This is a genomic window from Paenibacillus sp. FSL F4-0125 (assembly GCF_038008565.1).
GTDB lineage: Bacteria > Bacillota > Bacilli > Paenibacillales > Paenibacillaceae > Paenibacillus_AQ.
The window spans coordinates 1,952,403-1,975,146 of the sequence record NZ_JBBOZJ010000001.1 but is presented as its reverse complement, the minus strand read 5'-3'; the positions used below and the strand labels follow the sequence as shown (position 1 = coordinate 1,975,146).

19 protein-coding genes are annotated in these 22,744 nt (G+C 43.6%); 1 reads left to right on the top strand and 18 read right to left on the bottom strand.

Features of this window, described 5'->3' with window-relative positions; all coding sequences use genetic code 11:
• Positions 1–10: 10 nt before the first annotated feature.
• The 3 genes from NST74_RS08625 to NST74_RS08615 form a co-directional block, all read right to left on the bottom strand.
• Positions 11–847: a carbohydrate ABC transporter permease gene (locus tag NST74_RS08625; protein ID WP_341111510.1), complete on the bottom strand. Its 837-nt coding sequence runs from the start codon at positions 845–847 to the stop codon at positions 11–13.
• Positions 847–1,740, bottom strand: coding sequence for a carbohydrate ABC transporter permease (locus tag NST74_RS08620; RefSeq protein ID WP_042125669.1), 894 nt, complete (start codon positions 1,738–1,740; stop codon positions 847–849). Before NST74_RS08620 ends, NST74_RS08625 begins: the two co-directional genes overlap by 1 nt.
• 122 nt (positions 1,741–1,862) lie before the next feature.
• The gene (locus tag NST74_RS08615; protein WP_341111509.1) at positions 1,863–3,230 is read right to left on the bottom strand and encodes an ABC transporter substrate-binding protein; all 1,368 of its coding nucleotides are present in this window, start codon (positions 3,228–3,230) and stop codon (positions 1,863–1,865) included.
• A gap of 375 nt (positions 3,231–3,605) precedes the next feature.
• On the opposite strand from NST74_RS08615, the gene NST74_RS08610 reads away from it, so the two are divergent.
• Positions 3,606–4,640 (top strand): LacI family DNA-binding transcriptional regulator, encoded by a 1,035-nt coding sequence (locus NST74_RS08610; RefSeq protein ID WP_341111505.1) that lies wholly within the window; start codon positions 3,606–3,608, stop codon positions 4,638–4,640.
• 221 nt (positions 4,641–4,861) lie between these two features.
• Here NST74_RS08610 and glnA read toward each other — a convergent pair whose 3' ends face one another.
• From glnA to mqnC, 15 genes are all read right to left on the bottom strand, one after another.
• Positions 4,862–6,286, bottom strand: a complete 1,425-nt coding sequence (gene glnA / locus NST74_RS08605; protein ID WP_042125664.1) for a type I glutamate--ammonia ligase — start codon at positions 6,284–6,286, stop codon at positions 4,862–4,864.
• 282 nt (positions 6,287–6,568) lie between these two features.
• Positions 6,569–7,615 (bottom strand): 3-deoxy-7-phosphoheptulonate synthase, encoded by a 1,047-nt coding sequence (gene aroF, locus NST74_RS08600; RefSeq protein ID WP_076119233.1) that lies wholly within the window; start codon positions 7,613–7,615, stop codon positions 6,569–6,571.
• Between the two features lie 258 nt (positions 7,616–7,873).
• Complete coding sequence (locus NST74_RS08595; RefSeq protein ID WP_042125660.1) at positions 7,874–8,830, bottom strand: 4-hydroxy-3-methylbut-2-enyl diphosphate reductase; 957 nt, start codon at positions 8,828–8,830, stop codon at positions 7,874–7,876.
• A gap of 60 nt (positions 8,831–8,890) precedes the next feature.
• Positions 8,891–10,339 (bottom strand): sensor histidine kinase, encoded by a 1,449-nt coding sequence (locus NST74_RS08590; RefSeq protein ID WP_042125658.1) that lies wholly within the window; start codon positions 10,337–10,339, stop codon positions 8,891–8,893.
• 1 nt (position 10,340) lies between these two features.
• On the bottom strand, positions 10,341–11,030 hold the full coding sequence (locus NST74_RS08585) for a response regulator transcription factor (RefSeq protein ID WP_042125657.1): 690 nt from the start codon (positions 11,028–11,030) through the stop codon (positions 10,341–10,343).
• A gap of 109 nt (positions 11,031–11,139) precedes the next feature.
• A complete protein-coding gene (locus NST74_RS08580; protein ID WP_341111501.1) occupies positions 11,140–12,807 on the bottom strand; it encodes a S1C family serine protease in 1,668 nt (555 codons plus the stop codon).
• Between the two features lie 687 nt (positions 12,808–13,494).
• Positions 13,495–14,148 carry a response regulator gene (locus NST74_RS08575; RefSeq protein ID WP_042186223.1) on the bottom strand — a complete coding sequence of 218 codons (654 nt, stop codon included), beginning with the start codon at positions 14,146–14,148 and terminating at the stop codon, positions 13,495–13,497.
• A gap of 3 nt (positions 14,149–14,151) precedes the next feature.
• The gene (locus tag NST74_RS08570; protein WP_042125653.1) at positions 14,152–15,228 is read right to left on the bottom strand and encodes a HAMP domain-containing sensor histidine kinase; all 1,077 of its coding nucleotides are present in this window, start codon (positions 15,226–15,228) and stop codon (positions 14,152–14,154) included.
• Positions 15,229–16,305, bottom strand: coding sequence for a cell wall-active antibiotics response protein LiaF (liaF, locus tag NST74_RS08565; protein ID WP_341111497.1), 1,077 nt, complete (start codon positions 16,303–16,305; stop codon positions 15,229–15,231).
• A 239-nt stretch (positions 16,306–16,544) separates the two neighbouring features.
• Positions 16,545–16,688 carry a hypothetical protein gene (locus NST74_RS08560; protein WP_156114753.1) on the bottom strand — a complete coding sequence of 48 codons (144 nt, stop codon included), beginning with the start codon at positions 16,686–16,688 and terminating at the stop codon, positions 16,545–16,547.
• Between the two features lie 174 nt (positions 16,689–16,862).
• Entirely contained in the window at positions 16,863–17,570 is a 708-nt protein-coding gene (locus NST74_RS08555) for a 3D domain-containing protein (RefSeq protein WP_445668181.1), read from the bottom strand.
• A gap of 304 nt (positions 17,571–17,874) precedes the next feature.
• Positions 17,875–19,812: a threonine--tRNA ligase gene (gene thrS, locus NST74_RS08550; protein ID WP_341111492.1), complete on the bottom strand. Its 1,938-nt coding sequence runs from the start codon at positions 19,810–19,812 to the stop codon at positions 17,875–17,877.
• A 495-nt stretch (positions 19,813–20,307) separates the two neighbouring features.
• Positions 20,308–20,478 carry a toxin-antitoxin system HicB family antitoxin gene (locus NST74_RS08545; protein ID WP_042125648.1) on the bottom strand — a complete coding sequence of 57 codons (171 nt, stop codon included), beginning with the start codon at positions 20,476–20,478 and terminating at the stop codon, positions 20,308–20,310.
• An 11-nt stretch (positions 20,479–20,489) separates the two neighbouring features.
• Complete coding sequence (locus tag NST74_RS08540) at positions 20,490–21,332, bottom strand: SPFH domain-containing protein (protein WP_042125646.1); 843 nt, start codon at positions 21,330–21,332, stop codon at positions 20,490–20,492.
• A gap of 213 nt (positions 21,333–21,545) precedes the next feature.
• Entirely contained in the window at positions 21,546–22,682 is a 1,137-nt protein-coding gene (mqnC, locus tag NST74_RS08535; RefSeq protein ID WP_042125644.1) for a cyclic dehypoxanthinyl futalosine synthase, read from the bottom strand.
• Positions 22,683–22,744 lie beyond the last annotated feature (62 nt).

Genomic DNA, 22,744 nt, shown 5'->3' with positions numbered 1-22,744 from the left:
ACACAACTACTTAAGCTTTAACCGCACCTGCCAATGCACCGTCAACAATATACTTTTGAATGAAGGTGTACAGGACGATAAGTGGTGCCGATACGATCATGATCCCGCACGCCAACATAGGCCAGTTATTCCCGTATTGACCGCGGAATTCTTTAAGCCCGAAGGTAATTGGATAATGTTCCGGACTTGGCAAATACATGATTGGACCTACAAAGTCATTCCAAATCGTAATCGCCGTAAGGATAACACCTGTTGCGATAACAGGTTTCATCAATGGCATAATGATCTGGAACAGATAACGCATATATCCAGCACCATCCATGCCCGCAGCTTCATCCATCTCACGGCTGATTCCTTTAATATAACCTACGAACATCATGAAGACGATACCAGTTCCCCCTGTTTTTAGGAGGATATAACCTAGCTTCGTATCATAACCCACAAATCCAAGCTCTTGTTTCAGGGTAAGCATTAATTTGAACTGTGCAACCATAGGGTTAGGCAAGAACTGTGACATCAAGAAGAACAAATAAATGAATCCGCTCCACTTTACATAATTTCTCGCTACCGGGAAAGCTCCGAATAACGAAACGATTAGTGTTAGCACTGTCGCTACGCCTGTGTACAACAAACTGTTAATGAAATAATTAGAGAAATTACCTTTTAACCAAGCTTCCTTGTAGTTATCCCATTGAATACTTTTCACAAGTCCGATCGGGTCTAGCAGGTAATCTGAAAAAGACTTGAATGAAATATTTATTACAAACAATAGCGGCATGATATACAAAACAAGCAATACTGCAACCAGAATATAGGAGAGAGTTTTGGCGGTTTTGGAATCTTTCATTAATATTCCACCTCTCTCTTACGCATTTGTTTAACTGCAAATACAACGAAGACCAGAATCATTAGGAACTGTACCACCGAAAGCGCGGATGGAAGTCCCATCTGAAGAGAACCACGGAACGTCTCTTTATACACGTCATAAGCCATCGTTCTTGTGTTAAAGCGACCGTCCGTAGTTGCGAGAATAATATCAAAGGTGGACATCGCACCGATAATGGACAAAATAATATTAATGGTGAACGATGGAGCAATAAGCGGGAACGTAATGTTCTTAAAAGATTGCCATTTCGTAGTTCCATCAATATATCCAGCTTCATACAGATCCTTCGGTACGGATTGAAGGCCTGCAAGGAAAATTAACATGGAGTAACCCATGTACATCCAAATTTGCGTAAATATAATATAACCAAACGCATGGGTGAAGCTTCCAAAGAACATATCTTTATAACCGAACAATGAATCATACAGTTGATTGACAGGACCACTAAGCGGATCGAACATCAAGCCCCATACCAGTGCAACTACGGATACACCGAGGACAACCGGTAAAAAGAAAACTGCGCGATAAAAATAATCGCCTTTCAGCTTCTGATTAATAACTACGGCCATAAGGAGACCGACACCGTTCTGTACGATTGTAACAATGATCATGAAATAAACAGTTCGTATAATGGAATCCCAACGTTCGCCTGAATTTCCGGAGTTAAAAACGCTATAGTAATTGTCAAGGCCTACGAAATTCAACTTGCTTCCAGGAACGTTAGTAATATCTGTAAATGAATAGATGACCGTCATCATAGAGGGTCCAAAATAAAAAACAACATACAACGATAATGGAATCATAAGCAGCAGAAGTGGTAAATATCGTTTTATACCTTTTCCGAACGGATACATTTCTCTCACCTACCCAATCCTAATTCAATAAAATCATCGGGGTCTGTACGAACAGACCCCGAAGTTGTAGTACATGATGGTGCACAGTATGTTGTAGATGTCTGTTTTATTGGGATAACAGCTTATTTAGGAGCTGCTGCTTCCCATTCTTTTTGTTGTACATCTGCAAGTTCTTTAGCGGTTTTGAATTCGCCGCCTGGTGCTAGGTATTCAGTGTGTACACCTTCAGCAGCAATGTGCTCGCCTACATTGTCGCGGTTAATCATTATGATTTCATAGGCAAGTTCAAAGTCTTCTGCCATGTATTGTGCTAGTTCGTTATCAATGAAGTCACTGCCAGTTGAAATGTTATCTTGTGTTGGTACAAATCCAGCAGCCTTAACATATTCAGTGTAGTTTTCTGGCTCAGAGAAGAATTCCATCCATTTCAAAGCCCCTTCTTTGTTCGGACCTTTTTCTGCTGCATACCAAGTTACATCGTATTTACCGACAAGAGAAGCATTCTTAGCTGCATCTTCAGTAGCTGGGATTGGGAAGTAGCCAAATTTCACATCAGGATTTGCCGCAGCGATCGTAGGTGCATCCCAAGTTCCGTCAGCGATCATAGCTGCTTTTCCTGTTGCAAAATACGAAGGTGCTGTTGCATAGTCAATACCCAAGAAACCATCGATGATGTAGTTATCTTGAAGGGTCTTCATTTTATCCAATACTTCTACAGCCTCAGCATCGTTGAACGCCGAAGTGCCTTTCCAAACGCCTTCAATCCATTTTTGTTGGTCGCCGCCGCCTAGAATCTTAGCTTGCAAGCCGAACACTGGCAGTTTCAAAGGCCATACATCTTTACCAGCAACTACGATAGGTACGATGTTCTTGGATTTCAAAGTATCTAGAACACTGATGAATTCTGTCCATGTTGTTGGAACAGTCAATCCGTTTTGTTCAAAAATTTCTTTATTATAGAAGAAACCTGACATCGCTACTTTACCGGTTGGGATCGCATACACTTTATCATTGTAAGTACCCGCTTTAGCAATATCATTCGCATTGTAGTTTTTAACGAAAGCTTCGTTGCTCAGATCAGCAATCAAACCGGAATCAATCCATTGTTGCCAGTCTGGCACTTTCGCACCCGGTGTCCAATCTTTCGGAGACAATCTCATACCGGACAAATCAGCAAGGACATCTACGTCACCAGCTGTAATTCTCGCTCTTTGCGCTTGTTTAAATTCATCATCCGGACCCGTGGTCGTATACTCCACTTTGTATTCCGGATACTTTTCTTCAAACTTTTTATTAATTTCGGTAATGGCTTTATTAATGTTTTCTTGTTTCCAATGCAAGATCTTAATCACTTTCTTATCGCCAGATGCAGGCTTATTTGTTCCGTTGCCCGGAGTAGCCTCACCATTTGTGTTGTTGCCGCTTCCACATGCTGCTAATGAGAGCACCAGCGCCGAGCTCAACAATACCGCAGAAAGCTTCTTTACCATTTTTGTTACCCCCCAGATGATTTGTTATGACCTTTTACGAAACCTTGTGTTAGCTCCTAAACTTTCGTAATATAATCGAAAATATCACAGAAAGCGGTTTCGTTGTTTTTATTATTACATCGTTATATATCTTTGTAAAGTCTTTTTTTATTCTTTATTTTCGAACCCATTTTTAACGAAAACACTCAAAAACCCTTTAATATCAAGGATATTCCTATTTGTGCACCAAATATCCCATTGACTATATACCTATATAATTATAAAATCATTTACGAAAACGTTTCGTAATTCCTATTTGAAATCCATAAAAAAGTCTGACTCAACTACACTTTTATCATAGATTCGGAGTATTTCTCATAATAAGGAGGACTTAATTTGGCCTATAACATCAAAGAAATCGCGAAAATCGCTGGGGTTTCTGTTTCGACAGTATCCAAAATCATTAATAATTACAGCGATATTTCGGAAGATACCAAGACTAGAGTTCAACGAATCATAAAAGAAACCGGATATACTCCCTCCAATTCCGCAAAAACATTAGCAACAAAATCATCGAATCTAATTGGCGTTATATTTGCAGGAATGCTGAATGTTGACTTTACCCATCCTTTTTTCATCGAAGTCCTAAACTCCTTCAAAAAACAAATGGGACTGCTAGGTTACGACCTTATCTTTTTCTCTAACGAAAAATTTCAAAGTGGTGATACTAATGATTATCTTGCCCGTTGTCTGCATTTTAATGTAGATGGCTGCCTTCTTATTTCCGGACAAGAGCTAGAAACCTCTATCAGTGAATTAGATAATAGCTCTATCCCTTGCATCGGCGTAGATTTAAAGCTATCAGGCGACAATTCGGGTTATATCATGTCTGATAATTTCAAGATGTCCACTAAGGTAGTCGAACACTTTTACTTATTAGGCTATCGAGAACTTGGTTATATCGGCAGCTCCTCAGAATCAGAAATCTCCAACATTCGTGAAAGTGGTTTCCGCAAAGCGCTTGAAGATTTAGGACTACCGATCAACGAAAACTGGTTCTTAAACGGAAGCAACTTCTTTGAAGCCAGCGGTTATGAAACCATGCGTAGAATGATTGCGAACGGAAATTTACCCAGAGCGATCTTCGCAGCGTCTGATCAGCTAGCTATCGGGGCTATGCGTGCCCTTAAGGAATCTTCTATCGCTGTTCCTGGTACCGTCGCAATTATTGGCTGTGACGATATCGAAGCTTGTAATTACACAACACCACTGTTGACTACAATTAAACAAAATAAAGATAAAATCGGTCGCCTAGCCGCGTTAATGCTGTATGATCTGATAAACAATCAATCTGGCACGAGCTCCTTCAGCGTGGAGCCAGAGCTCATCATAAGAGAATCCTGCGGCGCTTCTGAGCGGGGTTTAGCGTAACCTCCTTAGAGTTTCCTTTACTGAACTAAAGTAGAGATATGGGGCAAAATATTGGACTATACAGGCAAAAAAACGAGGACATCTAAAGCCATGTCAATGGCCAATAATGTCCTCGTTTACTTGGAATCTAATATATCTAAAACAACAAAAAAAGATGTTCCAACAGCCAAGTAAATGGCTCAGGAACATCTTTTTGTTGATGCTTTATTACTTAAGAAATCTTATAGATCGAAGTACAGAGAATATTCATGTGGATGAACACGAATTGCAACCTCTTGAGCTTCGGAACGTTTCAGAGCAATATAGTTATCAATGAAGTCCTTAGTAAATACGTCACCTTCAGTTAGGAACTCGTAATCAGCTTCCAAAGAATCAAGCGCTTCGCCCAGACTACCCGGAACGCTGCGGATCTTTTCTTTGTCTGCATCAGACAATTCGTAGATGTTCTTATCCAAAGGACCGTAACCCAGTTCTTGTGGGTTGATCTTGTTCTTGATTCCGTCCAGACCTGCCATCAGCATTGCCGAGAATGCCAAGTAAGGGTTAGCCGTGGAATCCGGTGTACGGAACTCGATACGACAGCCTTTCGGTGTCACAGCTGCTACTGGGATACGAACTGCAGCAGAACGATTTCCCTTGGAGTATACCAAGTTAACCGGTGCTTCATAGCCAGGAACCAAACGTTTAAACGAGTTGGTGCTTGGGTTAGTCAAAGCGATCAAAGCTGGTGCATGGTACAAAATACCGCCGATATAGTGAAGAGCCATTTCGCTCAAGTTAGCATAAGCGCCTTTTTCGTAGAACAAAGGAGTGTCTCCATCAAAGATCGATTGATGCACGTGCATTCCGCTACCATTATCACCAAACAGTGGTTTTGGCATGAAAGTCGCTACCTTACCATACTGACGTGCAGTGTTTTGCACAATATATTTATAAGTCATGAGATTATCAGCAGTTTTCTTCAAGGTATCAAAACGGAAGTTGATTTCCGCTTGGCCTGCAGTTGCCACTTCATGGTGATGACGCTCAATGCGCAATCCAGTTTCAGCAAGCAAACGGCACATTTCACTGCGAATATCCTGTTGGGAATCTACAGGTGCTACAGGTACATATCCACCTTTAACGCCAACTTTAAATGCCATGTTGCCGCCCTCTTCTTTACGACCCGTATTCCAAGCCGCTTCTTCAGAGTCTACGAAGAATGAAGAGCTGTTCATACCACTCTCGTAACGAACATCGTCAAAGATAAAGAATTCAGACTCAGGTGCGAAGAATGCTGATGTACCAACTCCGCTCTTTTGAAGGAATTCTTCTGCTTTCACAGCAATACCGCGAGGATCGCGCTCATAGCGTTCGCCATCAGGAGTGAAAATGTCGCACATTACGTTCAGCGTTGGATGAGCTGTAAACGGATCAATGAACACACTGTTCGGATCAGGCATCATAACCATGTCTGATTCTTCAATACCACGGAATCCTTTGATGGAAGAACCGTCGAATGCTACCCCATTTACAAAAGTTTCATCTTCCACTTCAGAAGCAGGCAGAGAAATGTGGTGAGCACGGCCACCTAAATCTACGAATCGAAAATCTACCCACTCGATATTGTTTTCTTTAATTGTTTGCAACACTTTTTCAACCGACATGAATTTTTCCTCCCCCAAGTTCCGAACATTAAGCCCCTCACAGTATGCAAATGTTCTTGTTTTATTTTTATTTGCTGTCGTCATTATAAATCTCATACCTAACATCGTCAATGCTTATGTCAGGTATTTCTTGCAACTATGTAAGATATTCTGACGCTTTCGTGAAATCCGTTATTTTCGCTTAAATTCATACCATATTTAACTTATCCAACAGCAAAGAAGCCCTACTATCCCGCTATACCGCGGTTTGTAGGACTTCAAAGGTAGTAATATAATTATAAATTATAGTGCCGAAACGGTTTCTGGCGAAGTTGAAAACTTACGTCCAACAATCGGAGCAAGCTTTTCCAGATCCTTAAGTAGATTATCGAACTGCTCAGGGAATAACGATTGAACACCATCACCTGTCATGGAATTGTCCGGATCTGTGTGCATTTCGATAATTAGACCATTTGCACCCGCAGCAACAGAAGCTTTAGCCATAGGTTCAACTAATTCACGACGTCCAGTGCCGTGACTCGGGTCAGAAATTACCGGAAGATGACTCAAGCTTTGTAGAACCGGTATAGCCGATAGATCCAGTGTATTGCGAGTGTAAGTCTCAAACGTACGAATACCGCGCTCACAGAGCATTACATCCTTATTTCCACCTGCCAAAATGTACTCTGCAGCATTGAGCAATTCATCATAGGTTGCACTAAAGCCGCGTTTCAGAAGGACAGGTCTTCCACAAGTACCAAGCTTACGCAGCAAATCAAAGTTCTGCATGTTTCGTGTACCCACCTGGAGAATATCCGCGTGTTCTGCACAAATATCCACATACTCTGGTGTCATAACCTCTGTAATGGTCAACAGGCCATGACGCTTTCCTGCTTCAGCCATCATAGTTAAACCTTCTACACCAACACCCTGGAAGCTGTATGGACCTGTACGGGGCTTAAACGCGCCTCCACGCAGTACCTGCGCACCTGAAGCTTTAACTAGACGGGCAATCTCATCAATCTGCTCTGGAGACTCCACGGCACAAGGTCCGCCCATAATCACCAGATTCTCTCCGCCAATCTTCACACCCTTGATATCGATAATGGTATCCTCTGGATGGAAATCACGGCTAGCCAGCTTATAGGACTTGGAGATCTTCACGACGTTCTCCACACCCTTCATTTGCCGCAAATGCTCTGCAAGCTTAGGCGTAACACTTCCTACTAATCCGATAACCGTATGATCTGCACCTTTGGAGAGATGTACCTGCAAGCCCTCTCTTTCGATCACAGCGATAATATCTTTAACCTGCTCTTCTGGCGTTTGATTGGATGTAATGACGATCATTTTATAACTTCCTCTCTGGACTTAAAATTAATAATAATTTTGCTGAATACACTCGCACTACGACGCGTGTTCGCTTTTAAGCTTTTATGCTTTTATGCTTTTAATCGATAAAGCGATTTTACCCCAAAAATCCATTATCGTCAATCCTATTTCCTGATTTAGAAGATGAAACCGTTTTTTTCTATAAAGAAAAACGCTCAACCCCGATAGACGAGATTAAGCGCTTCTTCAAGACAAATATATAAGTTCGCTAGCGCATTAAGTAGTACTTGCGCTCTTATTCTTAACTGGAGGAAGTAGCTTCGCCATATTCACTGTACGTTTGATCTCCCATGTCTCGGGATTCTCGGAATCGTACTGCTCCAAATAATTAATAACTTCTTTGGTAATTGGTGTCGGTGTAGATGCGCCCGAAGTAACCCCTACAATATTTACACCCTTTAGCCACTCGGTGTTTAATTCAGAGATATCAGAAATCCGATGGGCCGGAACACCTGCAATCTCTTCCGACACCTGTGCCAGACGATTAGAGTTGTTGCTTCGTGGATCGCCAACGACAATCACTAGATCACATTGGCCCGCCTGCTCGGCTACAGCCTCTTGACGCACCTGAGTAGCCATACATATCTCATTATGCACTTCGGCACCTGGGAAGGTCTCTAGAAGCTTTTTCATAATATTTTTAATGTCCCACTGGCTCATAGTGGTCTGATTCGTAATTACAATCCGTGAAGAAGGGATGGACAGAGTTGCAATCTCATCTTCTTTTTCAATTAAATGCACATGCTCTGGCGCAATGCCAACAGCACCTTCCGGTTCCGGATGGCCTTTCTTGCCGATATAAATAACCTCATAGCCATCATCGACCTTCTCCTGAATGAGATCATGTGTCTTGGTCACATCAGGACAAGTAGCATCAACAGTAGTCAATCCTTTATCCCTAGCCATCTTGCGTACCTCAGGAGAAACTCCGTGAGCAGTGAATATAACGGTTCCACTATCTACTTTGTCGAGAATATCCAGACGGTTATGACCGTCCAAGGTAATAATGCCGTCGTCCTCAAACGAATTCGTGACATGACTATTATGAACAATCATGCCCAGTATATAAATCGGCCGGGGAAGATCGAGATTTTGCGCAGCCTGCCGCGCCATTACCATAGCATCGACTACTCCGTAACAGTATCCCCGGGGAGAAATTTTAATGACTTCCATGACTTCACCAACTTTCTGCTTTCGTTGACTTCTGTAATAGGGCACACTTTAAATTATACCCTATTCCAGCGGCGGAGCAAAGAGAAGCGGCAACCAGATCACAAAAGTAGTTCCTTCGCCTTGGCGTGTAACAACTTCCACAGACCCACCATGTTCGTCAATAATCCATTTAGCAATAGATAAGCCAAGCCCAATTCCTTCCGTAATTCCACGTGATTCATCTGCACGATAGAAACGGTCGAAAATATATGGAACCTCATCTTTATCCATACCTATCCCCGTATCGGTGATTCGAATACCAACCTGATTCTGATAGAAAATCGTATCTAAACTCACCTCACCGGAAGGTGTGTATTTAAAAGCATTATCAATAAAAATAAACAACATTTGTTGCAAATAATCTTTATTACCAACAACATATTTACCATTTAAGACGGACATATCCCCTGTAACCCACTCCGCTTGACGAGGTAGAAATGACGCCCGACGTGCTATCTCCGTCATCATTGGTTCCAGTGCCACCGGTTCTATCTCGAAGGTTCGCCCTGTATCAGCGCGCGCAAGTGAGAGCATATCAGATACCAGTCGGCTCATTCGTTTAGACTCGTCCGCGATATCCTTCACCGATTCCATCGAGAGCTGGCGAATTTCAGCCTCGCTCATCTTCCCTTCACCCGGCTCCATCTCCCATACTTTTTGCAGCAGATCGATATTCCCGCGAATGGTTGTCAGCGGCGTCCGCAGCTCATGTGATGCATCGGAAACAAATCGGCGCTGTGCCGCATACGAATCCTCTAACTCAGTGTAGAATCCTTCCATACGCCCAAGCATGTTATTGACAGTCTCAATTAGGCGACCTATTTCATCTGGAGGTCCATCATATTCAATACGGGAGCTTAGGTCATTCCCCGTCTGAATCCCATTTGTAGCCTCAATAACTTTCCCAATCGGACTCATCGCTTTACGGGCCAGGAATAATCCAAAGGTAAATGCCGCAATCAAGGTAGCAAAAGACCCGACAAGCAATATATTTTTCAAACGCTCCAATAGCTTATTCTGCTCGCTCACATAGGCAGCGACTTGTAATACAGCCACTGGATTATTATTATAATGCTCTAGTTCAATAGGCATCTCGTAAATCAAAAACTGATTACCGTCTACAACTACGTTACGAAAACCCTTTACAGCTTTATCTTGAGGAGGATAATCAAACTGTAAGCCAAAGTTAATCATGTTCGTTGATTGCGACAAGCTTTTGCTTCCATAAGTATAAATCTGTGTATACATGTTGGAGTTTTCAGGACGTCTCACTCCACCGAGCTTCAACTCTCCGTTGAAGACATCGTAACTAAATAAAGGTTTCGTTTGCTCAGCTTGCAATCTTAGACGATCCTTCAAGTCACCATACGTATTAAAATAGACAAAGCCGTAAATTGCGGCTGATAAGGCCAGCAGCATAACGGCCAAAATCCCTGAATACCAAGCAGTCAGCCGCAATCTTATAGACATGTTAGTTGTCACCTCTTAGAATGTAACCGGCACCCCGGATCGTTTGAATGAGGCGTTTACCGCCATGCTCCTCCGTTTTTTGGCGTAGCATAGCTATGTATACCTCAAGTACATTAGATTCACCGCTGTAATCATAACCCCATATTTTATCCATGATCAGATCCCGCGAAAGCACACGTTTCGGATTCTGCATAAACAAATGCAACAGTTCGAATTCCTTCGCCGTAAGCTCCAGTCTCTTACCTGCACGTGTGACCTCGCGTGAATCTACATCAAGTGTAATATCCTCGTAAGTAACCGCTTGCTCACTGCCTCCGCTTTGCTCACTCTTACGCCGAAGTAGCGCACGTACCCGGGCAAGTAATTCTTCCAGTGCAAATGGTTTTACTAAATAATCGTCCGCACCCAGATCAAGCCCCTTCACACGGTGCTCAATTTCATCCTTAGCCGTAAGCATTAGAACAGGCACATTACTGCCCCCTTCTCGCAAACGACGGCAAACTTCAAATCCGTCTACCTGAGGCATCATAACATCCAGAATCACCACATCCGGATCACTGCTCAGAATCGCTCGTAATCCATCCGCTCCATTCACCGCAGTCTTTACATCGTAACCTTCAAAGGCTAGCCCTCGGCGCAGCATGGAAATAATTTTTTCATCATCATCAATAATTAGAATATTCGGTCGCATCAAGCAGCCCCCATTGTTCATTTCTTTTTATTTATATTGTAGCAGTCGCACCATGTTTAGACAAAAAACGGAAGGGTTGCCCCTTCCGCGTTATTCACCGTCCGGTGTGTTATTTCTGCTGACTTTGCCCAGTAGTCGTATCAAAATCATTTTTGTTGCCGATTGTGACGGAAAGATCCAAGTTTTTACCATCGCGCACAACATTCAGCGTTACTTTGTCACCGACTTTTAACGTTTGAATGAAAGCAATCAGATCTTGGTTTGTAGCATATTTCGTTCCATTTGCACCTGTAATAATATCGTAAGGGCGCAAGTCTGCAGCATACGCTGGCGATTTAAAGATAATATCTGCAACTACAGAGCCTTCTTTAATATCCGTGCCCATTTGTTTAGCTACTTCATCTGTAATCGTCATAAGCGTTGCACCAATGAATGGTACTGGTTCTTTAGGAATCGCTTGGTTCGCTTCCAGTTTATCTACGACTTCTTTTATCGTGTTCACAGCGATAGCAAAACCAATCCCTTGGGAATCCGTACTAACGGCTACGTTCATACCAATTACCTGTCCATTCATATTGAGCAGTGGACCACCAGAGTTACCTGGGTTGATAGAAGCGTCCGTTTGCAGCAAGTTTTTGTAGTTACGTGTTCCACTACCATCTTCTTCATTAATATCGATGCTGCGTCCTTTTGCACTAAGAACACCAGAGGTTACTGTATGATCGAAGCCTTGTGGGTTACCGATAGCAACTACTTCTGAACCGACTTTCAAGCTATCTGAATCTCCCAGAGCAACTGTAGGGAAGTCACTATCTCCCTCAATCTTCAATACTGCCAAATCCAGATCTTTGCTAGAGCCTAGCAATTTTGCTTCATATGGTTTGGTTACGCCATCTACTGTAACTTGGATGACATCGGCATTCTCAATGACGTGCTGATTCGTCAAAATATATCCGGATTTCTCATAAATGAAGCCTGTTCCAATTCCATATGGGATAAGCTGCGATGAAGAGCTTGAATCCGACTTCGAGTCCTGCTCATTTTGTGAAGAACCACTTCCACCGTATTGATCTCCGAAAAAGAATTGAGAAAACGGATCACTCAAATTCGGGCTGGATGAACCTCCACTACGTGAACTGGATTTTACTAGTGTCTCAATCTTGACGACTGCTGGTCCAACCGCATCAACTACGCCAGTCACATCACGGGAGCCTTTCACCAAAGATGTAGTGGTAGTATTAGGTGTAGTACTAGCACTCTCATTCGTCGTCTTCGCCGTTCCATTCGATTCCGAGCTAGCAACGGTTGAAGCTGCACCCCCTGTGAACCAGTTGCCTCGATCTGCCATAAACATTGAACCTGAGAGAACGACCATACCTGCTAAGAAGGAAATCAAGACTGTTTTCACTGAGCTTTTTGGCTTTTTATTATATTGCCAGCCACCGCCACCTTCAGAGCCGCCTCCGCCGTTTCCACCTCGTCCACCGCCATTACCATCAAAGCCTGTACTGCGAAATGAACTGTTGTATGGGAGTGGTTTTACGGGCTGTGGAGGTGTAACCTCAACCCGCTCCGGCTCCATCCGGTTGTAATGCTGAGCACTTCCGCCTGTGTCACTTTCATCTTTGTTCAAAGATTTAAAAGGTCCGTAAGAATAGTAGTATGATGATCCGGATTCGGATGACTGATTATTATTACTATTATGGTTATTATTGTCCCAATCCCGATCTGGTGCTGGTCCATTGTCACGATTAAAGTTGTTTTTGTTATCGTCCATGTTCATATACCTCCTGCATCCTGTCGCCTGACAAGGATTAATTTGTTTTCTTGTTTCTTATTTTGTACTTTAAACCTTAAGGTCACATTAAAAACAATTTAAGCGGAGATAAAAGATATAGGCAAATAGACGGGATTGGGCATCAGAAGGGAGCTATTAGGGGACTAGGTTCCAAAAGGCGCACGCTGTTGGTCGGGACTGGGTTTCAGGCTACACCGCTGTTGAAACCATGTTCCTATGAATTGACCCTGCAGGTGGAACAGGATTTCAAAGGCGGACGTAAACTTTTCGCTCTGAACCCAATCCCTAGGCAGGGAAGTAAAAAAGAAGCTCGGGCGCGGAAAACAACGCGGCCCGAACTTCCAACATACAACCTAGAACAAAACCCTAGAACGACGTCCATGAACGAAGTCCAAGAACAAGGAACAAGGAACAAGGAACAAACAACAATTATAGGGAAAAACTCCCTATAATTAACCAAAAATCACAAGAAATCAAGATTTAAAGGGAATACCTCCCTATAATTCTCAGCAATATAGCTGTTTATGAGAAAAACAATGAATTTATACGGAGGATTTCCCTATAATCCTGTATACAAGCGTAAAACTCAAGTTTAAAGGGAGGTTTTCCCTATAACTTACTTTTAAGCCCCCATAAACTAACCCACATCATCTTGAAAAACAATCCCTAACCCTGAGCCCAACCCTTCCGATGAGCATAAATAGCCAACTGGGTACGGTCATCCAGCTCGCATTTCATCAGCAGGTTGCTGACATGCGTCTTCACCGTCTTGATGCTGATATGCAGCTCCTCGCCGATATCCTTGTTGGTCTTGCCCTCAGCAATAAGCAGCAGGACCTCCTTCTCACGCTCCGTCAAGCCGGAGGAATCACCTTGCACAGTACGCTGGCGAATGCCACGCGTCAGCGCTTGCGATACATCACCAGTCATGACAGGCATACCACGGAATGCGCCTTGCAGAGCGTAGATCAGCTCCTCTGCTGACACGGTTTTGAGCACATAGCTGACTGCTCCAGCTTCTATAGCGTCCACGACGAGATCATCCTCAAGGAAGCTGGTCAAGATCACGATTTTGAGACCAGGAAATTCTGACAGCACTGCACGAGTAGTCTCCACACCATTCATCACAGGCATCATCAGATCCATTAGCACGAGATCAGGCAAGCCTTCATGTCCACCGGCACGCAGCATCTCCAGTGCTTCCTGTCCATTGGCTGCCTCTCCTATAACCTCAAACGTCGGCTCCAGCATCAGATATGTTTTAAGGCCCATCCGCACCATATCGTGATCATCTACGAGCAACACTCTTATGACACTCATGCTCTATTCCTCCTCGTCCTCTATATCAGATCCTAGCACTCTTTTTTCCTCTGACTCAGAATTCCCTTGCACAAACTTAGGGATATGTACACGTATGGTCGTTCCTGCACCTTTACGGCTAATAATTTCCACTTGTCCACCTAGTTTCTCCGCACGTTCGCGCATGGTGGTAAGACCGTATGATCCCTGTTTTTGCTGTATATGTTCAAAGCCTTGACCGTCATCGCTAATACTTAGCACAACTTGTCTTGACCCTTCACGCAGCGATAGACTAACTAGCCTAGCTTCAGCATGCTTCACAATATTCGCCATTGCCTCCTGAATAATCAGGAACAGCTGATGCTCAATTGCTTCAGACAGTTCTCCTTGCAGCTCAAGCTCCTTCATTCCTTTTAAGCCGTTCTGGCGGCAATAATCAGGGAACCATTTTTCCAATGCTTCGAAAAGATTCCTGCCTTCCAGCTCCACCGGCCGTAACTGCGCAATGAGCGCTCTCATCTGCTTTTGTGCCATTTGTGACATTGCAATTAACTGATCCATTACCAATTGACCTTGAGCTTCATTAACCTTCAGCACTTTAGGCAGCGAAGAAGCCGACATATGGATGGCAAAAAGCTGTTGGCTCACCGTATCATGCAAATCCCGGGCCATACGTCTTCTTTCCTCCAACACCGCACTCTCCGCTGCCTGTTCCTTCTCAATAACCTCTTGTTCACCCAATCGCTGCAGAAGCTGCATCTTGTTCTCTACCGTATCCATCATGACATTAAATTCGTGGTACACTCTCGCAAAAGACTGGTCATCACTCTCTGGCATACGTACGGACAGATTCCCTTTTGCCACCTGCAGCATATTTAGATCCAGATGATCAATCCGGCGCTGAATCCGCTGACCTGCCATATAACCGATTACAACAGTGAACAACACGATCCCAAGACATAAGTACAGCCACATTCGATAATCCATAACCTCGATATAACCAAGACAAGTGCCTGCATACATCAACCCGGCACTTACGGCTCCAGTGAGTAGAAAGTAAAACAACAACAACCATTTGGTATTACTGAATATTGTCCCCATCTAACCCACCGTTTTAACTTTAATGTCACCTATAAAAGCACTTACGTTAATACGAACTTTTTTGCCTGCTTCTTTATAATAAGGCGTTTTGCATTGAACACTGCTCATGAATCCACTGCGGGACTGATCCAGAACTTCCATATCGCCGATAAAAGAACTGCTGTTCACTGAGATCCCAAGGTCCATATCATTTGGAATATATACCTTGATGTCACCAATAAAAGCGGAAATATTAATTTTTGTCTCACCATAAGCAATTTGTGCGTTCGTCAGATCCAGTACAGTATCACCAATAAACTGTGAGACATTCGTGTTCTTCAGTTGAAAATGCTCGCGACCCATATGAACATCCCCTATAAAAGCAGAGCGATTGGTTGACTCCTTGTTGTTACTCTCTGTCTCATGGAACTCCTCATGCCATTCCCCATGTCTTCTAGCATGCCGCTCATGACGTTCCTGACGTCTGCGCTCATGACGCTCCTGCTTCTCTTGCCAACGTGATTCAGCGGTGGTTTTAAATGCTCCTCCATCTTCATCCTCTTCTTCATCTTTTTGAAGATTAATATTCCAGTCTCGCCCACCAGAAGTTTTACCAAATTTCTGCTCGAATTGCTCATCTAGCGTGGAATCCAGCGGCTTTGGCGGCTCCACATCCAGCGAGCTTTTTCCCGGAGGAAAGTAATCTGGCGGTGACGGCGGAGCTGGCGGCACTGGAGGTACTGAACCTCTAGGTTTAAAAATCACATAAAGACCGCCGCCAATCAGCATGATTGGAATGAACATTTTGAAAAAATCCCCGGCTGAAATATCGAACCAGTCCAAATTCCGCCCAAGGAAGAACACTCCGATCGCCAGAAAGAAAAAACCGCCGATTGGTGAAGATCCACCTTTTGAATGTTCGTCTCCCGTTCCCAGAAGCCGTTTCATTCCCATTAGGATCAAGATAACAGGCCAATAATTTGAGATCACATATCCTAAGCTGAAATCGGTGTAACCCAATTGTCTGAGTAGAAACATGGCTCCAATCCCTATCAGGATCAAGCCGCCAAAAATCTGACTTGTGAACCTTCTTTTCATATTCCATTTCCCCTTTAAATTAGTGGAACGCTCTCTTCTTCAATCTTATAGCCTTAGTCTACAGGAAGAAAGCGCTCATAAACAGCGGCGAGAGAAGGAACTTCCACTCAGTCTCTAGACGGAGACGTTTGGGATATTATTCTATATACTACTATATATATATAAAAAAGACCGCCCCTCAGTTATAAACTGATCTGGGACGGTCTCTTTATTCAGCAGTCTTCTGCATCAGCAGCGCATTATTGTTGCGGTTTCTGAGCTGGTTTAGAAGTATTTCCACTTTGCTTAGTAGTGCCGTCATTCTCAACAGCAAACTCAGCATTGTATTTTTCATTCGGTGTTTTGTAATTTTCTTGAACTTTAGATTTTTTATTATTAGCCACGGAATTCACCTCCCTTATCCCTTATGCAGCATAGATAATGCTTACTAAGAGAACATCTCGGATGAGGCTAACGCTCTGCCCCAGTCCGTATTATGGCAAGGTGATGTCACTATTATGCATGGCCAAGTGAAAATAAGTTCAATCCGCCAAATTCATTGAAATACAATTCTAAATTTAGATGGATTCTTCTAGCAGAGATTGCGGTACAGCATTATAAGTCTCAATCGCCTGGGTAAGCTTCTTCAGCATGACTTCCGTACATGTTCCGTTACCACGCTTAATGAGCTGAACCACAACTGATTTTTTACCCCATTCCTTATACACCTGTTTCGTAGTAGCAAAATACAAATCAATCTTCCGCCCTTTAATGGCAGATCCTGTATCAGCAACGATGCCGTATCCATAACCAGGTATATAAAGTATACTCCCTAACGGGATTACCTTAGGGTCAGCCGCAATAGTCGAGACTGTATTCTTATCTCTACGTACTTTCACACCTGAATAGGTGATTCCGTATTCGGGATGTTTAGATGTTTTACCTGTAGATTCATAACCCGCAGTATAACCCGTCGCCATCACTTTCATTGAAGTAATAATTTGGTCAGGAGCTGGTGCAGCTACAGGAATAGAATTCGGTGATTTCGAAGCGCCAGTGCCTCCACTCCCTTTGGCAGTCGGAGCTTTGGTGGCTGGAGCCTTGGTAGTTGGAGCAACAGTGCTTTGTGGTGACTTTGTAGATACTGGTTTATTTATTGTTGTCGCAGGTAATACAGGTGAGCTTGCATGTGACTCATTAAACAATATCGTGGCGCGGCCTGTAGTTAGAACGACTTGTTGTTCTTTGGTTCTCAGTGAACCAGAGTTAGTTTGGGTATGTTGCACCTCGTTCGAAAGCGTTTTGCTCATGTTTGTGTGTTGTAACGTGTCTCCTGTCCCATTAGCCACAACTGCTTGATGCTTTGATTCAGGAATGATACCTGCAGCAGTTAACAGTAGAACTATTGTGACGAAAAGACACCAAAACCTCTGAAATATGCCCATTTTGTTCATGTGATAAACCTCCCCCTTATTAGCGAAGGTTTCCCGATTCACAAAATTTTATACATGAAGATCCATTTTAGATCCACATGCGCATATGACAGAGGTCGTTATTAAACGTACTTTTGGTGTAGATTATTTCATGTAATTAGGAGATTACACGGTCTGCAATTTCCTGAGCTAGTAGCTCAATCACTTCTTGAAGTGGCTTAGCTCCAATATCGCCTTCACCGCGCTTACGGATGGAAACTGTTTCGGCATTCATTTCATTCTCGCCGACTACGAACATGTATGGCAGCTTCTCCAGCTGAGCTTCACGGATCTTATAACCAAGCTTCTCATTACGCAAATCTGCCTCAGCAGAGATACCACGGCGACGCAGCTTGTCCGTAACTTCCTTAGCATAATCGTCGAAGGCAGTGGAGACAGGAATAACTTTAACTTGTTGTGGAGACAGCCAAAGCGGCAGTGATCCGGCAAAGTTCTCTAACAAGAAAGCTACAAAGCGCTCCATAGTACCTAAAATACCGCGGTGTAGAACGACTGGGCGGTGTTTCTGACCATCGTCACCGATGTATTCCAATTCAAAGCGTTCAGGCAGCAAGAAGTCGATCTGTACAGTGGAGAGCGTTTCTTCTTTGCCTAGTACAGTCTTGATCTGTACATCCAGCTTCGGACCGTAGAAGGCAGCTTCGCCTTCTGCTTCGTAGAACGGCAGACCAGCTTCTTCTACAACCTCACGCAGCATGCGCTGTGCAGTTTCCCACATTTCGTCATTTGCGTAATATTTCTCAGTATCCTTAGGATCACGATAAGACAACCGGAAACGGTAGTCATTAATACCAAAGTCACTGTAAACCTGTTTAATCAACTCGATTACACGAATGAACTCGCCTTTAATTTGATCCAGACGGCAGAAAATATGGGAATCATTAAGAGTCATTGAACGCACACGGTGCAAGCCAGTCAATGCTCCAGACATTTCATAACGGTGCTGGATACCCAGCTCAGCAATACGGATCGGCAGATCACGGTAGCTGTGCATGGAGCTCTTATAAATCATCATGTGATGCGGGCAGTTCATTGGACGAAGCACAAATTCTTCATTATCAATAGTCATTTTAGGGAACATGTCCTCTTGATAGTGCTCCCAGTGTCCAGAAGTTTTATATAGTTCAACATTACCAAGCACCGGAGTATATACATGCTGGTATCCTAAACTTGCTTCCAGATCCACAATGTAACGTTCTAGAATACTGCGTAGTTTAGCACCCTTAGGCAGCCAGATCGGCAAGCCTTGGCCTACCAATTGATTAAATGTGAAGATTTCAAGCTCTTTACCCAATTTACGGTGATCACGTTTCTTCGCTTCTTCAAGCAGACGAAGATGCTCATCGAGCTGTGCTTTTTTAATCCAAGCTGTACCGTATACGCGTTGAAGCATTTTATTCTTGCTATCGCCGCGCCAGTAAGCACCAGCTACATTCATCAATTTAAAGACTTTGATTTTGGAAGTAGACGGAACATGTGGTCCACGACACAAGTCGAAGAATTCACCTTGTTCATAGATCGAAATCACACTATCTTCAGGCAACGCTTCGATCAGTTCAAGCTTATAAGGATCACCTAGCTCCCCGAACATTTGGAGCGCTTCCTTGCGACTAACTTCCTTACGTACGATTGGCAGGTTTTCAGAGATAATACGATCCATTTCCTTTTCAATCTTTAGTAGATCCTCAGGATTAAGTGGATGTTCCAAATCCATATCGTAGTAGAAGCCATCTTCGATAACCGGGCCTACACCTAGCTTAACTTCCTTTGTTCCGTACAAACGTCTTGCAGCTTGCGCCATCAAGTGGGCAGTACTGTGACGCATAACCTCCAAACCTTCAGGTGAATCCAAAGTTACGATTTCAATCAATGCGCCTTCCTCAAGCGGAGTGGACAGATCCACGACAATACCATTCAGTTTCCCTGCCACCGCGTTTTTGCGAAGTCCACTACTAATAGAAGCCGCTACATCATCAATATTACTACCTTCTGCGTATTCCCGAACGGAGCCGTCCGGAAGTTTAATACTTACCATTTAAATTCCTCCTTCATTTCCTTAAGCCAACCAACAATTTCAAATTTTGCGAAACGGAAATATCCACGCACAAAAAAACGCCCGTCCCGCAAAGGGACGAGCGATTGCACCCGTGGTTCCACCCAAATTCGATTCTCTCAATCCGCTCTTAAATCAGAGTTGAGACAGAATCCTTCGTAAGCATGGAGTAACGACCATGAACCGGCGGTTCTTACTATCCCATCTCTGGGAATTCATAACCGCAGCTACAAAGGGGTAAATCAATAGTAGATACCGGAGGAAATTACAGCCTATGTTCCCTCTCTCTGAACGGTCCAGAACAATCGATTCATATCTTTGTCAATGCTGTTAACGTGAATTATGGAGTAATTATAAATCTGTCCTCTCTGACAGTCAAGTCTATAGAGGGGGCAAAATTTTGTAAACACCGGGCACCAGTTACCGACACGTACAGTTCTACATTCTGGTTATCCTCCTAGAACTGTCCTTAAGAGGTTACTCTTCTCGTCGTTTCCTTTCAGGTAAGCGGCCTGCACGTTTCAAAGACTCACGCAGCAAGTATTCGATATGTCCGTTTACACTGCGAAATTCCTCTCCCGCCCAACGTTCCAACGCCTCATGCAGATCCGGATCGATCCGCAATGGAAAGCTTTTCTTGGCCGCCATGATGCACCGCCTTAATACAACGAGCCGGTGTTAATGACCGGACTCGCTCCGCGCTCCGACACGATCGCCACCATCAGATTATTAATCATTGCAGCTTTACGTTCTTCGTCAAGCTCGACTACACCGCTCTCTTTAAGCTGTTTAATCGCCATATCAACCATGCCAACTGCACCTTCTACGATAATTTGACGAGCTGACAGAATGGCAGAAGCTTGTTGCCGCTGCAACATTGTACTGGCAATTTCTGTTGAATAAGCCAAGTGTGTAAGCCGGGCTTCAATCACTTCTACACCAGATAAAGACAAGCGCTCTTGCAGCTCAGACGCTAATTCTTTAGCAATTTCGTCTGCATTGGCACGCAAGGACATGCCGGATTCATTGAAATTATCATAAGGGTATTTGCTGGCTACATGACGCAGTGCTGTCTCGCTCTGAATCTCTACGAAAGCCATGTATTTATCTACATCAAAAAGAGCTTTAGCAGAGTTAATCACCTTGAAGACAATAACTGCAGCAATTTCAATCGGATTACCTTCAACATCATTGACCTTAAGCTTCACACTGTTAAAGTTACGAACGCGCAGGGAAACCGTCTTACGTACGCTGAACGGAATGACTGCGAACAATCCACTCGTTGCAATAGTTCCTACATATTGCCCGAAAAAGGTAACAACGACCGACTTATTGGGCTGTACAACCGTAATACTGGTACATAGTACCCCAGCTACAACGAACAGAATAACCGGCACTGCAACATACTCCTGAACAGCACCATAAATTCCACCAGCTAAACAAACTGCAATCAATGCGATAACCCAAAATCCGCTGACAGGACGAAGCATTTTCTCCTTCATAAAAGCACCCCCACAAGATATTCATTTGATATGAATATGATATCACTTTTGGATAATAATGTGTATACAAAAATGTAATCAAATAATGAATTTATGTTCACAGGTAAATGCGGTTAGAATCAGCTCCACATCACAAAAACGCTTGTTTATCATTCATCCAATTAAGAGGATGAACGACAAACAAGCGATAAATGTAACCGTATGAAATTGGGATTAGTTCTGCATGATGAAATCATTATCAATCTTCGCATTAGCATCATCGAACACGCGCAGAATATCGTAGCGAGTATTCCGCTGTGCCGGGATTTTGCCCGCTTCGCGGATCAATTGAGTAATCGACTCAATGTTGACCTTGTAAGTTGCACCCGCAGAAGATACTACGTTCTCTTCAATCATCGTACTACCGAAATCATTGCAGCCGTATTGAAGGGAAAGCTTGCCGACCTCTGGTCCCATAGTTACCCAAGAGGACTGGAAATTCTTGATGTTGTCTAGAACAAGGCGACTAATCGCTACCGTCTTCAGATATTCCTCAGGCGTTTGTCTATCCAGCTTCAGGTTGGTATTGTCCGGTTGGAATGTCCAAGAGATAAAGGCCAAGAAACCCTCTGAATCATATTTATTAGCAATACACTCGTCCTGAGCCTCGCGCACACGAAGTAAGTGCAGTGCCCGTTCTTCCATACTCTCTCCAAGTCCAATGACCATTGTAGCCGTTGTATTCATACCGATCTTATGCGCTGTCTGCATTACGTCCATCCACTCGCGCCATGAGCCTTTAAGACGACTGATCTTGCGGCGTGTACGGTCATCGAGAATCTCTGCTCCCCCGCCTGGTAAAGAATCCAGACCAGCAGCATGAATTTCACGTACTACTTCCTCGAGCGATAATCCCGATACTTCCTTCATCTTCATAATCTCTGCTGGTGAGAAGGAATGCATTGTAATCTCAGGGAACCGTTGCTTAATTCCGCGAAGGATATCTGTATAATAGCTGAAAGGAAGATTAGGGTTCGTTCCACCTTGCATTAGTATTTCTGTACCATTTACAGCGATGGTCTCAGCGATTTTTTGGTAAATCGTCTCATCCGGCAGTACATAGCCCTCATCAGAGCCCGGTCTACGATAAAATGCGCAGAAGCGACAGTAAACATCACATACATTCGTATAGTTAATATTACGACCAATTACAAACGTGGCCATCGGGTCCGGATGCCAGCGTTCCATTATGGTGTTTGCAGCAGCACCCATTTTCTCAATTTCGTTGCTCTCGAACAGTCGGATGGTATCTTCCAATTGGAGACGTTCACCCCGTAGGGCTTTGTCCAAAATAAGATCTATCGCACTCATCGTTCGCATCCTCCTTTTAAACCCTTAGGGGTATTGGTAGAATCACAAAATAACAGGAAGAA